The organism is Bacillus pretiosus (assembly GCF_051294775.1).
Classification (GTDB): domain Bacteria; phylum Bacillota; class Bacilli; order Bacillales; family Bacillaceae_G; genus Bacillus_A; species Bacillus_A wiedmannii.
In genome coordinates, this window is sequence record NZ_JBPPHF010000004.1 from 108471 (window position 1) to 121654 (window position 13184).

Consider the following 13184-nt stretch of genomic DNA (forward strand, 5'->3'; position numbering starts at 1 on the left):
CATTTCCACTGGCAAAGATTGTAGATAGAGAAAAGAGTTGAAACACGATATGAATGCACGGAAGCAATTATGGATAGCAGTTATATGTATGACCTTTGTTGTAATTCTAGGAACGTTAGGATTTATGGCGATTGAAGAGATTAGTTTGTTTCAAGCATTTTGGATGACGATGATTACTGTATTAACTGTTGGGTACGGAGATGCCGTTCCTGTAACACAGGCAGGAAAAGTTTTTGCGCTTCTTATCATACCGGTTGGAGTCGGTATTGTTACGTATGCAATTGGTGTAGTGGCAGCTATGATTATTGAAGGGAATTTATTTCATGCAGTACGGAGGAAGAAGATGGATAAACAAATAGCACAGTTACAAAATCATATTATCGTATGTGGTTGTGGTAGAGTGGGGCTTCAAGTTGTACATGAATTGCAAGAAAAGAAAATTCCATTTGTCGTCGTGGATAAAGATGAAAGTATATTAGAGAAGGAAAAACTTTTGTATGTACACGGAGATGCAACGGAAGACCAAGTGTTACATCATGCGGGAATTTCAAAGGCAGCCGGTTTAGTTGCTATCGTAGCAAATGATGCTGAAAATGTATTTATTACATTAACGGCAAGAGGGCTAAACGATGCAATTAAAATTGTGGCAAGGGCGGAAAAACCGGAAACTGAAGACAAATTAAAGCGTGCTGGGGCAAATAAGGTGATTAATCCATCTAGCATGGCAGGAATTCATATTGCAAAAGGTATTGCGAATCCGCTAACAGTTCATTATATTGATACAGTACTATATGGCGTGGAACAGTCATTTGTAATTGAAGAAATTGCAGTCGGCAAAGGTTCTATTTTAGCTAGTAAATCGTTACTAGAGAGTGATGTGAGAAATCAATTTGATGTAACAATTTTAGCGATTTTGAGAAATGGGGATGTTATACATAATCCAACGGGGCAGGAAAAACTACGAGAACATGATATGATAATAGTGTTTGGTTCAGTAGAGAAGCTAGGACAATTTGAGAAAGAACTACAAAGTAAGAGGTGACAAGGAATGCAAATATCGAGCGATAAGATTTTAAATAAAATGGCGAATGAAATTGCAAAGGCAAAAAGCAGTGAAGGGCAACAATCAAAAGCGCATTTATTAGTTGTGCGAGCGTTATGTGATTTATTATTAGATGAACAAGCTGAGCCTTCTATGTATAGAGAACCTGAGATTCCATCACAAGTAATTGGATCTCAGCCTATGACGACAGTTCAACCAGTTATGCCGGTTTCTGGAGAACCTGTTTATATAAAAGAAGAAGGCGCAAACGGTAATTCTTTATTTGATTTTTAGAAGATAAATCGTTTGGCTTATATGAAAAAATTGCTTATGATGAAGGTAAAAAAAGGGGAATTAAGATGAAAATTTTCTTTTTACTAGGTTGTATTGCGGCAGGGCTATCTGTTGCGTTAGGGGCTTTTGGAGCACACGGTTTAGAAAATAAAGTTTCTGCAAAAATGTTAGAAGTTTGGAAAACAGGCGTTACATATCAAATGTTTCATGCCGGTGGACTATTCGTAGTTGCTTTATTGATGGATAAAATTCAATCATCACTTTTAACTACTGCTGGCTGGCTTATGGTAGCTGGAATTATTATGTTTTCAGGCAGTTTGTATGCATTAAGTACGACAGGTATTAAGTTCTTTGGCCCAATTACACCTCTTGGTGGCGTAGCGTTTATTGTGGCATGGATCTTAGTCGGAACTGCAGTTGTAAAAGGGTTATAAAAAACAAAAGCTGGCATATGCCAGCTTTTTTTTATGGTCTTGGAGCATAAGTTGCTTGTTGACTAGGTAAATACATAATTTCTTCTGGGAATTCTACATAATCTAAGTAAATCATTAGTAGTAAAAAACGTTTCCCTGATTGCGGTTCACTAATAACGATGTGATCACGTCCAGCTGCCTCAATAATACCTGTATAAGATTGTGTACCGAGTGAACTACCACGCTCATAAGTCATTACTACGGTTGCTTGCTTGCCTTTGTTCAAGCGAAGAATATTTTCAATATACGACTGTTCTAATGGTAACATGCCTTGAGAGACGGCATATTGAGCTTGCGCAGCTTGTTGTTGCATCGCTTGCTGTTGTTGCTGTTGCTGTGGGGTCATTTGTTGCTGTTGTGCATAAGTTCCAGATGGTTGATAAAAACCTGTTCCATAATACGGGTTTTGTTGCTGTGCCATTCAAAAATCCCTCCTCGTTTTCATTCCTTAATATACGCTAGGGCAATCCCCGGCAGATGGTTGGAAGAAGCAGTGCTTTTTAAAACGTCCAGAGTTTTGTTGGTCATACCAAGTTGGTGGGCAAGGACCTTCAGGTCTAAAAAACCATAAGGCGAAATTTGCAGGCCAAAAACGTTGTCCTTGAATCGTTCGCCTTGCTAATGCGATATCTTGTTCTCTTGCACGCTGATAAAAATACCCTTTTTGCGTTGCCTCAAAACCGCCAGGATTTTGATAAACCATTTGACGTAAATTACGTATTTTTTTAAAATCTAAACAATTTCCGCGGACACGATTTACCCCTACGTTTCCGACCATTAACATTCCTTGTTGTCCTTCTCCTTCGGCTTCAGCACGCATCAGTCTAGCTAATAACTTTACATCTTCTTCGTTATAAGCAATAACACCCATTATGTGTCACCTCTCTTTTTGGAATACCTTGTGGAAAGAGGTTTATTTCTAGATGAAGTGTGTAACGATTACTAGTTCATACGTATGAGAAAAAGGACTCAGATATGACAACCAAACGAAGTTTTACATGGAGAGAGGAAAATAAAAAAAGCTAGCGTGAGCTAGCTTTCCATCATTAAAATATTTTAGACCATAAGTTTGAGAAGAAATCTCCGATAGAGCGCATTGTTAATACGAACCAATTTGCCTTTTCAACTTCTTCTGTCGTTTTTGCAGTAACTTTCATACTTTTACTACCGTCTAAGAAACCATATTTATCAGTTGATTCTAAAGTAATTGAGCCTACTTTGGCATCTTTCTTAATAGGAGCAACTAAATGTCCATCTTCAGCAAGAGATTTATCTACTTCAGTCCCAATTTTATAAGGATCTTTGCTACCTTTTTTCGCAATTACTGTTATTTCTTTTTCCGGTGTAACAGTCACTTGATCTTCTTTCCCTTTTACTACAGAGATTGTATTATTTTTATCAACTTTTAACTTTTGTTTTTCGAAGTTATTAAACCCGTATTCGATTAATTCACGAGATTCTGTGAAGCGCTCGTCCATTGATTTTGTTTTAATAATAACTGAAATAAGACGTACATCACCACGTTTTGCTGTAATAGTGAATCCGTATCCAGCAGTATCAGAACTACCAGTTTTTAAACCATCTGTTCCTTCATAAGAGAAAGCGGCACCTGGTAACATCCAGTTCCAGTTTTCCATACGAATTGGTTTCGGATGATTATCTGGGAAGTTTCTAAATCTTTGTTTTGTATCCTCTAGCATTTCTGGATACTTTGTAATTATTGTTTTTGAAAGCATACCCATATCGCGAGCTGACATGGAATTTTCTCCATTCGGATCCGTTCCCTCAGGGTGTTTTCCTTTTAAGTCAGCGTTATTTAACCCAGTAGCGTTTACAAATTTATATTTCTTTAACCCTAGTTTTTTTGCATGTTCATTTGCAAGATTCAAGAAGTTCTTCTCACTTCCTGCAAGAAGTTCTGCTAAGGCAATACTAGATCCGTTTGCAGAGAAGATAACGATAGAATGATATAATTCTCTTACAGTATATTGACGTCCCTTTTCAAATGGAACGTTAGAGAATTCATTATTACGTGAAACTTCATAAGCATAATCAGAAATGTTTACCTTTGTATCCCAAGTAATTTTTCCTTCTTTAATTGCTTCTAATACGGCATAAACAACAATTAATTTTGACATACTAGCAATAGCTAGTAATTCATCTGGATTTTGTTCATGCAGTATTTTTCCTGTATCTGCATCAAATAGAAGTGCAGCGGCCGCCTCAATGTGTATTTTTTCTTCCGCATGGGATGTTGTTACTCCTAAGGAAGAAATTGACAATAAAAGCGCTAGTAAAATAGATAAGATTTTCTTTATATAGATTATCACCTTCGCATCGTTATTAGCATGTAGCTCGTACCATTTTAGCATAAATTTGGATATAGAAAGGTTACAATTTTGTAAGGAAATTGAAAAAAACTGTCGATTTTTGTTCAAATTTGCAGAGAAAAGAAGTTTTTTGAGGAGAAATATAGAGGGTAATAAAAAAAGGAACGAAATTCGTTCCTTTTTTACGATTTGCCCCGCTATTTGCCGGGCAGTAAGATCCCCCACCTAAAAATTAAGCGAAAGCAAAGAAGTTTGATGGGCGATCAACTGCTCGTAAAAGCCCAATTGGTGAAGGCTAATAATTAGTGGGGATGAACAAAACCCCCACTGATTAAAGTTTCACTTTATATGTGTAAAAATTTCTCTACCTTTTCGTCTGGTAAAATGTTTCCAACGAAAAATGTTCCGAATTCACCATAACGAGCACTTACTTCATCGAAGCGCATTTCATATATAAGTTTTTTAAATTGAAGAACATCGTCAGCGAATAATGTTACGCCCCACTCAAAGTCGTCGAATCCAACTGATCCTGAAATAACTTGGCGTACTTTACCTGCGTACTGGCGACCGATTTTACTATGACTGTACATCATTTTTTTACGTTCTTCCATAGGAAGCATGTACCAGTTGTCATCACCTTGGCGACGCTTATCCATTGGGTAGAAGCAAATGTGATTTGCTTTTGGTAGTTCTGGATATAAGCGAGCTAAGATTTGTGGGTTTTGATATGGATCTTCATCAGCTGGAAGGTAGTTGCTTAGTTCAACAACAGATACGTAAGAGTATGCAGGAACCATATATTCAGCTAATGTTGTTTTATTCAATTCTGTCTCAATTTCATTTAACTCTTCCATTGTTGGACGTAAAATCATAAGCATAATATCAGCTTTTTGGCCAACAACAGTATACATTGCATGACTACCTTTTTTCGCGGTAGATACTTCGTTCCATTTTTCAACGACATTTAAAAATTCAGACACAGCTTGTCCGCGTTCGTCGCTAGATAATGTTTTCCATGCAGCCCAATCAATAGAACGTAAATCATGTAAACAATACCAGCCATCTAACGTTGTTGTTGCTTCACTCATTCTATTCACCTCAGTTAATGATAGTTTTACACGTTAACTATAGCATATATAGTTTTAAAATCATCTATATAAAACCTTAGCGCATAAAATTGTCACATTTAAATTTACTTGAAAATAGGAGAAGATAAGGCTTAAAGGGGATTTATTTCTAGGCTGAATTTTATGAAAATATAATCATTTTAATTTTATCTATTTTTTGGGAGCTATAAGTTTAAAATATAGAGGAAAAGCAGTATTCTTAAAGATAGAGTTTTTTAACATATGTAGGAGGGTTTATTCGTGAGCAACTTATTTACAACAGTAAAAGAAAAAGTTCAAGGAAAAGGCATTTCTATCGTACTTCCTGAAGGAACTGATGAAAGAATTTTAGGCGCTGCAGAGCGTTTAGCAAAAGAAGAGTTAGTACAACCAATTTTAGTTGGTAATAAAGAAGAAATTAGCGCAAAAGCTGCTAGCATGAATTTAACATTAGCAGGCGTTGATATTTATGACCCAGCTACATACGAAGAAATGGATGCAATGGTAGCATCTTTCGTTGAACGCCGTAAAGGTAAAGCAACTGAAGAAGACGCTCGCAAAATCCTTAAAGACGAAAACTACTTCGGTACAATGCTTGTATACATGGGTAAAGCACATGGTTTAGTAAGTGGTGCAGCTCACTCTACAGCTGATACAGTTCGTCCAGCACTTCAAATCATTAAAACAAAACCAGGCGTTACAAAAACTTCTGGCGTATTTATCATGGTACGTGAAGAAGAGAAATATGTATTCGCTGATTGTGCAATTAACATTGCACCAAACAGCCAAGATTTAGCAGAAATTGGTATCGAGAGTGCGAAAACTGCTGAACTATTCGGTATTGATCCACGCGTTGCTATGTTAAGCTTCTCTACAAAAGGTTCTGCGAAATCTCCAGAAACAGAAAAAGTTGTAGAAGCAACTCGTATTGCAAAAGAAATGGCTCCTGAATTAACTTTAGATGGAGAATTCCAATTCGATGCTGCATTCGTACCGTCTGTAGCTGAGAAAAAAGCTCCAGGTTCTACAATTAAAGGTGATGCTAACGTATTCGTATTCCCAAGCTTAGAAGCTGGTAATATTGGCTACAAAATCGCTCAACGTTTAGGTAACTTCGAAGCAGTAGGACCAATCTTACAAGGTTTAAATATGCCTGTAAATGATCTATCTCGCGGATGTAACGAAGAAGAAGTGTACAAGTTAGCTTTAATTACAGCAGCTCAAGCACTTTAATTCTATAATGAATCGAAATAAAGACCGTCGCTATTATAGCGACGGTCTTTATTTTTCTAAGCCAAGTGCTTTATTGTTACGATCAATAATACGTTGTAAATTCGTCTCATATAAAGGTATTTCATCTATTGTTAATTGAGATGGTGTTAACTTTGGAGCGAATTGCTGCAGTGTTTTTAAAAGGCGCATCATTAAATCTTGTACTGTAATAGTTTCGCCAAGTAATTCTGAAAGTGAAGCCATCGTACTCGGTACAATTTCAGGATACGTAAAGCGTGTTTCTTCTCCTTGAATGGCTAGGTTGTAGAAATCACGAACGAGTGCGGCACGCTCAGAGCCACTTCCTGTAGCGCAGAGATAAATTTGGACAGCGACACCACCGCGAATACGGCGCTGTGAAATGCCAGCAAATTTTTGATTGCGAATACTTAAGTCATAGCTACCAGGACAGTAAGAACCAACAATTTCTTTTGCCTCGATTGTAACATCGTAATCGTTTAACATTTCCTTAATTAAATGCCACATTGTATCGTATCCAAGATCAATATCGATACCTTTTTCTGTCTCTTGGAATAAAAGTGATACGTTTAAAACACCTTCATCAAGTACGACTGCAAGTCCACCGGAATTACGAACGATAACATTGAAGTTGTTTTCTTGTAAAAAGGAAATACCTTCTTCCAAGTGTGGTAGGCGTGAATCTTGAATGCCAAGAACAATTGTATTGTGATGAACCCAAGAACGCATTGTTGCAGCTGATTGACCATTTCCAATGCTTGTGCACAGTGTGTCATCCATTGCGAATGACTGCAATGCATGGAATGTTGGTCCCAAACTAGACTGATCTACAATACGCCACTCTGGCTGAGATAAAATGGAACGGGAATTGCTCATATAACTAACCCCTTATCTTTAAAATGACAATCTCTATTATAGCAAAAAATGAAGAAGGGGGGGGTTCTCGCATATAAAGGGAAAGTTTAAAGATGAAAGACTAAAAAAGGATGCATTACATGCATCCTTTCTATTCTGCAATTTTTTCTAAATTACCGTTTCGATCCATTCGGAAAGATGTTTGAGAACGTTCTTCGTCATCCATGACTGCCAACTTACGAGCTCGGTTCATAATATTCATAAGTGTTTCGTAATCTTCTTGTACAGTATGAGATTGTTTTTCTAATTTTTCTAGTTTCTTTTCTAGTTCTTCATTTCGAAGGATTTGTGCTCTAATCTCTTGTTTCAATCTCGTATTCTCGTTTTCAAGAGCTGTCACTTTTATATTTGAAGATCCGACTGTTTGTAAAAAATAAATAACATCTTGCATTGTCATAGAGCTTTTTGTAGCAGGAACGGTAGTTTCTTTATATGGAATAGCTTCTTTATATTGTACAATTGATTCCTCTTGTACGAATTCTTCATAATCAGTTATCGAATCTGAAGCTGGTGGTGTATAAAGTAAACGTTTTTTCGCTTGTTCACCGCTTGCAGCGCGCATTTTATCTTTACGATGTTTTTTTGCTAGTTGAAGAGCTTGTTCATAACTATAGCGAACAACAGCATTCCAACGGAAACCACAGGCAGCCGATGTACGATTTAATTGATCACCCACTTCTTCAAATGCATTTAATTGAGTACTTCCTTCTCGAACGTGACGAAGTACAGTTTCAGCAAGTAATAAATCATCCTCATCCGTCCAAGCATCTTGTCTTACTTTCATAGATTCAACTCCCTTTCTTTTTATGAACTTCCTATTTTTATAATGGGCAAAAAAATGAGCTTTTATACAAAGCTTTTAAAAATATGGTAGATTTCGATGGAAAGTATAAATTTTGCCAAGAATGACGGAAGCTTCTGTAGGAGAACATATAGTAGCATTATATGAGGAAAGAGCGTCGCAAGGACACTTGCAACGAGCTTCAAAGAGCGGTAAAATACCATTTAGTGTTTATTTTTAAATGTACTTGAGAAAAGTTTAAAATAGAGGAAGTGTTATATAATGGGAAACGAATTTCGTGTGTGTGATGATTGTCAGGCAACGAACGTTAAAACGTTAATTCCAAAGTTAAAAAAAGTAGATTCATGTGCAAAAATTGAAGTTGCATGTCAGTCTTACTGTGGTCCTGGTCGTAAAAAATCATTTGCATTTGTAAATAACCGTCCAGTTGCAGCTCCAACAGAAGACGAATTAATTGTAAAAATTGAAGCAAAGTTAAATAAGTAAGAAAAAGAAGAGTGAACAGATTACTCTTCTTTTTTTATGCCCATACGAGGAATGAGTTATTCTACGAAAATACAATTGAGTAGATTAACATTCAATGAAGGAGGGGCATCATCTGTTCATTCAAATTTCAATTTATATAAATTTATATTTCAAAATAATGGTTGACAGTCTTTTGAAGCGATAGGTAGAATAGAAAGTGTGTGATTCTGATAATCATTATCAAGAAAAGGTCAATTAACCTAATTTTTTATTACTATTTGAGAATAAATTTCATTTCATTAAATATATGTTGTTGGTTAGGATGGTTGAGGTATGGAAGCGAGCGCAAGGAGTATAGAACAGCAAGATGTGAATGTTAAAGAGATTAAGAGCAGGCCGCTCGTTGCTTCTATTATTTTAGTAGCAGGTACATTTTTGTTAGCTTTAAGCATGGCAGTTTCTATTTCGTTTGGTGCTGCAGATATTAGTTTAAAGACTGTATGGCAAGCTGTGTTTCAGTTTGACGGTTCTATTACGCATCATAACGTAATTCAAGAACTTCGCATGCCTAGAGCAATAGGGGGCGTAGTTGCAGGTGCCTTTTTAGCAGTATCAGGGGCAATTATGCAAGGTATGACGCGAAATCCACTTGCTTCACCATCGTTAATGGGAATTACAGATGGAGCTGTATTTGGAATTGCAATTATGTACGCATTCTTCCCTAATTCACCTTATTTAATGTTCGTTATCGCATCTTTTATTGGGGCTGCGTTTGGAGCGAGCATTGTATATGGAATTGGGTCTTCTTCACCAGGTGGATTAACACCTGTGAAGTTAGCTTTAGCGGGTGCAGCAATTAGTGCTTTATTAGGGGCCATTTCATCTGGAATTGCGCTATATTTCAACCTTGCCCAAGAGGTGAGTATGTGGAATGCAGGCGGAGTTGCGGGAGTGAAATGGGAAAGTATTAATATGTTAGTACCAATTGGCCTTGTTTGTCTCTTTATTGCAATTATGATGTCGAGGTATATTACAATTTTAAGCTTCGGTGAAGAAATTGCGATTGGACTTGGTCAAAATACGACATTAATTAAATTTATCGGAACAGTACTTGTTCTTGTGTTAACAGGTTCTGCGGTTTCTATGGCAGGATCGGTTGGATTTGTTGGTCTTGTAATCCCGCACATGACTCGTTTCCTTGTAGGCTCAGACTATAGATGGGTTATTCCATGTTCTGCGGTCTTAGGTGGGCTGTTAATTGAATGTGCAGATATGTTATCTCGCGTTATTAATCCGCCGTTTGAAACGCCAATTGGAGCAATTACAGCGCTAATTGGGGTTCCATTCTTCCTCTACTTAGCACGTAACGAAGGGAGAGGGAAAATGTGAGGACAAGTGTCTTAACAAAAAAGAACGTTTCTGTTTTAACAATCTTAGTAGGATTAATCGTTACTGTATTTTTAGTAAGTTTAAATACAGGGACATTTAAAATACCGCCAATGGACGTATTAAAGTCATTGGTTGGACTTGGGGCTGAAGATCAGTCTGTTATTTTATTTGAATTCCGTATGCCGCGTATGGTCATTGCTATATTAGTCGGATCCGCTTTAGCGATGTCAGGTGCGATTTTGCAAGGATTATCACGAAATCCACTTGCTGATCCAGGTATTATCGGTATTAACGCTGGAGCGGGATTAACAGTTGTTATATTCGTCTACTTTTTCTTCGGAAAAGTTGGGACTGGTACATTTTTATCTGTATTTATCCTTCCATTCTTCGCTTTAGTTGGTGCAATATTAGCGGCGGTTATTATTTATTTACTAGCATGGAAAGACGGCGTTTCATCAACGAGATTAATACTTGTCGGTATCGCTGTTGCAGCCGGGTTTGGTGCTGTTAGTTTAATTTTTTCTATGAAGATGACATCTAACGATTTCCGTTTTGCTACGATTTGGTTAGCAGGAAGTCTATGGGGCACAGATTGGAAATTCGTACTAAGTGTACTTCCATGGATGGTTATTTTCTTGCCACTTGCTATTAGTAAGGCTCACATATTAAACGTAATGAACCTAGGCGACTCCACAGCAGTTGGCCTTGGTGTAAATGTAGAAAAAGAAAGACGTAAATTATTATTTATTGCAGTTTGTTTAGCTGGTGCATCTGTCGCTGTTGCCGGAGGAATTGGTTTTATCGGTTTAATGGCTCCGCATTTAGCTAGGCGCCTTGTTGGTGGTAAACATCAAATTATGCTGCCTACCGCTGCACTAATAGGGACGTTTTTACTCTTATTCGCAGACGTAATTTCAAGAAGTGTGTTAACAACTTCAGAAATACCGGTCGGTCTTGTTATTTCTGTAATTGGTGCACCATATTTCATATACTTACTTATGAGGACAAAATAAAGGGAGGCTTTTTGTATGGCAACTTTAGCAGTTGATGCGGTATCTGTTGGCTATAATGAAGGGTTAATTATTGATGGATTAACAGTTGAAATTCCGGAAGGGAAAATTACAACAATTATTGGACCAAATGGTTGTGGGAAGTCCACATTATTAAAAACAGCTTCTCGTATTTTGAAGGCGAAAAAAGGTACTGTTTATCTTGACGGAAAAGCAATCGAGAAACAGCCAACGAAAGAAATCGCAAAGAAAATGGCGATTTTACCACAGACTGCAGAAGTGCCAACTGGCCTTACTGTGTTTGAACTTGTTTCATATGGACGTTTTCCTCATCAAAAAGGATTTGGAACGTTGAAAGAAGAGGATTATCGTTACATTCATTGGGCACTTGAAGTGACGGGAATGACAGAATTCGCAAATCGTCCAGCAGAGGCGTTATCAGGCGGGCAACGTCAACGCGTATGGATTGCGATGGCTCTTGCACAAGGGACAGAATTACTCGTATTAGATGAACCGACAACGTACTTAGATATGGCTCATCAATTAGAAGTATTAAACTTATTGAAAAAGTTAAACGAAGAAGAAGGTAGAACGATTGTTATGGTTATCCATGACTTAAACCATGCTTCTCGTTTCTCAGATCATATGATTGCATTAAAAGCAGGTAAGTTAATGAAGCAAGGAACGCCAGACGAAGTGATGACGAGTGAAACACTTCGCAGTGTATTTGAGATTGAAGCTCAAATCGTTCCGTGTCCAGTAAACTGTAAACCAATTTGTTTAACATATGATTTAGCGATGATTAGTAATCAATTGCGTAAAAAAGCATAAGTAGATCCCCCTCGTAAAGAGGGGGGCTTCTAATGGACGTTGAGCTTCTTATTAGTAAATAGGAAGTTGAACACCCGTTAGAACGGGGCATAAGCAACAATTAATCAATATATATTTATTAATTGTTAATCTTGTTTCTTATAGTTCACTGTAACTTATAAGAGAAATACAGCTAGAAGGAGTGGGAACATGAAGAATTTTAAAATGGCGTTATTAGCAATGGTACTAGTCGTTACTTCTGTACTATTTGCAGCTTGTTCTAACAAAGAAGAGAAGAAAGCAGATGCGAAGGATGCGAAGACTGAAGAGCGCACTGTACAACACGCAAAAGGGGAAATTAAAATTCCTGCAAATCCAAAGAAAATTGCTGACCTTAGTGGTTCAACAGAAGAATTATTAATCTTTGGTATGAAACCAATTATTACTGCTAATACATCTCAAGAAAAGATTGATGCACATATTGAAAAGAAATTAAAAGACGTAAAACCAGTTGGTTCTGCTTGGGGCGATAAAATTAACATCGAAGCAGTAGCTGCTGCAAAACCAGACTTAATTCTTGTAAACAATCGTCAAGAAAAGATTTATGATCAATTATCTAAAATTGCACCAACAGTTATGTTAAAAACTCCATTAGACCAATGGCGTCCGAAATTCGAAGAAGTAGGTCAAATCTTCGGTAAAGAGAAAGAAACGAAAGAATGGTTCAAACAGTATGATGAAAAAGCAAGCAAATTACATGACAAAATCGTTGCGAAAACTGGCGATGCTAAATTTATGAAAATGGCTGCATATCCAAATGCTTTCCGCGTATACGGTGACTACGGTTACGGTAGCGTAATCTTTAATGATTTAAAATTACCAGCAGTTAAAGGTACACCAACGGATAAGCCACTAGTACAAGTACAAAAAGAAGCTTTAATCGATTACAACCCGGATTACTTATTCGTATTTACAACTGGTGACGGTTCTCAACGTCTAAAAGAATTCCAAGAAGAATCAATTTGGAAAAACATGAACGCTGTTAAAAACAACCACGTATTTACAATTAAAAACGAAGACGTAAACAAAGGTTACTTCCCTCTAGGTAAAGAAATGATCTTAGATGAAGTTGCTGAATTCGTTTTAGGGAAATAATGTATAAACAGAAATCACTTTTACTTCGGTAAAAGTGATTTTTTCTTTATATAAGGGCAATTAATATAGTCTTTCATTTCTTTCTGTTTCCTATTTCGTTTATAATATATAGTAAGAATGCAGTAAAGAAAGGGGGATGTCG

The 13184-nt window shown here is 37.0% G+C and carries 15 protein-coding genes; 9 read left to right on the forward strand and 6 right to left on the reverse strand.

Annotation, left to right across the window (positions count from 1 at the left end; all coding sequences use genetic code 11):
* Positions 1-49 precede the first annotated feature (49 nt).
* The 3 genes from ACSG5Z_RS20805 (at position 50) to ACSG5Z_RS20815 (ending at position 1770) form a co-directional block, all read left to right on the forward strand.
* Positions 50-1042, forward strand: coding sequence for a potassium channel family protein (locus ACSG5Z_RS20805; protein WP_137034927.1), 993 nt, complete (start codon positions 50-52; stop codon positions 1040-1042).
* Between the two features lie 6 nt (positions 1043-1048).
* Entirely contained in the window at positions 1049-1336 is a 288-nt protein-coding gene (locus ACSG5Z_RS20810) for a YwdI family protein (protein WP_001167358.1), read from the forward strand.
* A 65-nt stretch (positions 1337-1401) separates the two neighbouring features.
* Positions 1402-1770, forward strand: coding sequence for a DUF423 domain-containing protein (locus ACSG5Z_RS20815; RefSeq protein WP_000688322.1), 369 nt, complete (start codon positions 1402-1404; stop codon positions 1768-1770).
* A gap of 31 nt (positions 1771-1801) precedes the next feature.
* On the opposite strand, the gene gerQ is transcribed toward ACSG5Z_RS20815, so the two are convergent.
* The 4 genes from gerQ to hemQ all read right to left on the reverse strand — a co-directional run bounded on the left by gerQ (position 1802) and on the right by hemQ (position 5227).
* The gene (gene gerQ, locus ACSG5Z_RS20820; protein ID WP_000068635.1) at positions 1802-2230 is read right to left on the reverse strand and encodes a spore coat protein GerQ; all 429 of its coding nucleotides are present in this window, start codon (positions 2228-2230) and stop codon (positions 1802-1804) included.
* Positions 2231-2257: 27 nt separating this feature from the next.
* On the reverse strand, positions 2258-2680 hold the full coding sequence (gene cwlJ / locus ACSG5Z_RS20825; protein WP_000538157.1) for a cell wall hydrolase CwlJ: 423 nt from the start codon (positions 2678-2680) through the stop codon (positions 2258-2260).
* A gap of 175 nt (positions 2681-2855) precedes the next feature.
* Positions 2856-4127, reverse strand: a complete 1272-nt coding sequence (locus tag ACSG5Z_RS20830) for a serine hydrolase (protein WP_262748787.1) — start codon at positions 4125-4127, stop codon at positions 2856-2858.
* A gap of 356 nt (positions 4128-4483) precedes the next feature.
* Complete coding sequence (gene hemQ / locus ACSG5Z_RS20835; RefSeq protein WP_001287602.1) at positions 4484-5227, reverse strand: hydrogen peroxide-dependent heme synthase; 744 nt, start codon at positions 5225-5227, stop codon at positions 4484-4486.
* 279 nt (positions 5228-5506) lie between these two features.
* On the opposite strand from hemQ, the gene pta reads away from it, so the two are divergent.
* Positions 5507-6478 (forward strand): phosphate acetyltransferase, encoded by a 972-nt coding sequence (gene pta / locus ACSG5Z_RS20840; RefSeq protein ID WP_000067226.1) that lies wholly within the window; start codon positions 5507-5509, stop codon positions 6476-6478.
* Between the two features lie 48 nt (positions 6479-6526).
* On the opposite strand, the gene lipL is transcribed toward pta, so the two are convergent.
* Both lipL and ACSG5Z_RS20850 read right to left on the reverse strand, forming a co-directional pair.
* Positions 6527-7372, reverse strand: coding sequence for an octanoyl-[GcvH]:protein N-octanoyltransferase (gene lipL, locus ACSG5Z_RS20845; RefSeq protein ID WP_046955490.1), 846 nt, complete (start codon positions 7370-7372; stop codon positions 6527-6529).
* Positions 7373-7502: 130 nt separating this feature from the next.
* Positions 7503-8195, reverse strand: coding sequence for an RsfA family transcriptional regulator (locus ACSG5Z_RS20850; RefSeq protein ID WP_087981931.1), 693 nt, complete (start codon positions 8193-8195; stop codon positions 7503-7505).
* 279 nt (positions 8196-8474) lie between these two features.
* Here ACSG5Z_RS20850 and ACSG5Z_RS20855 point away from each other — a divergent pair, with 279 nt between their 5' ends.
* The 5 genes from ACSG5Z_RS20855 to ACSG5Z_RS20875 all read left to right on the forward strand — a co-directional run bounded on the left by ACSG5Z_RS20855 (position 8475) and on the right by ACSG5Z_RS20875 (position 13042).
* Entirely contained in the window at positions 8475-8699 is a 225-nt protein-coding gene (locus ACSG5Z_RS20855; protein WP_073517724.1) for a YuzB family protein, read from the forward strand.
* A 312-nt stretch (positions 8700-9011) separates the two neighbouring features.
* Positions 9012-10067 (forward strand): FecCD family ABC transporter permease, encoded by a 1056-nt coding sequence (locus ACSG5Z_RS20860; protein ID WP_087983732.1) that lies wholly within the window; start codon positions 9012-9014, stop codon positions 10065-10067.
* The gene (locus tag ACSG5Z_RS20865) at positions 10064-11080 is read left to right on the forward strand and encodes a FecCD family ABC transporter permease (protein ID WP_001260777.1); all 1017 of its coding nucleotides are present in this window, start codon (positions 10064-10066) and stop codon (positions 11078-11080) included. Before ACSG5Z_RS20860 ends, ACSG5Z_RS20865 begins: the two co-directional genes overlap by 4 nt.
* A 15-nt stretch (positions 11081-11095) precedes the next feature.
* Complete coding sequence (locus ACSG5Z_RS20870) at positions 11096-11908, forward strand: ABC transporter ATP-binding protein (protein ID WP_000212064.1); 813 nt, start codon at positions 11096-11098, stop codon at positions 11906-11908.
* A 189-nt stretch (positions 11909-12097) separates the two neighbouring features.
* Positions 12098-13042, forward strand: a complete 945-nt coding sequence (locus ACSG5Z_RS20875; protein ID WP_087983731.1) for an ABC transporter substrate-binding protein — start codon at positions 12098-12100, stop codon at positions 13040-13042.
* Positions 13043-13184: the final 142 nt, after the last annotated feature.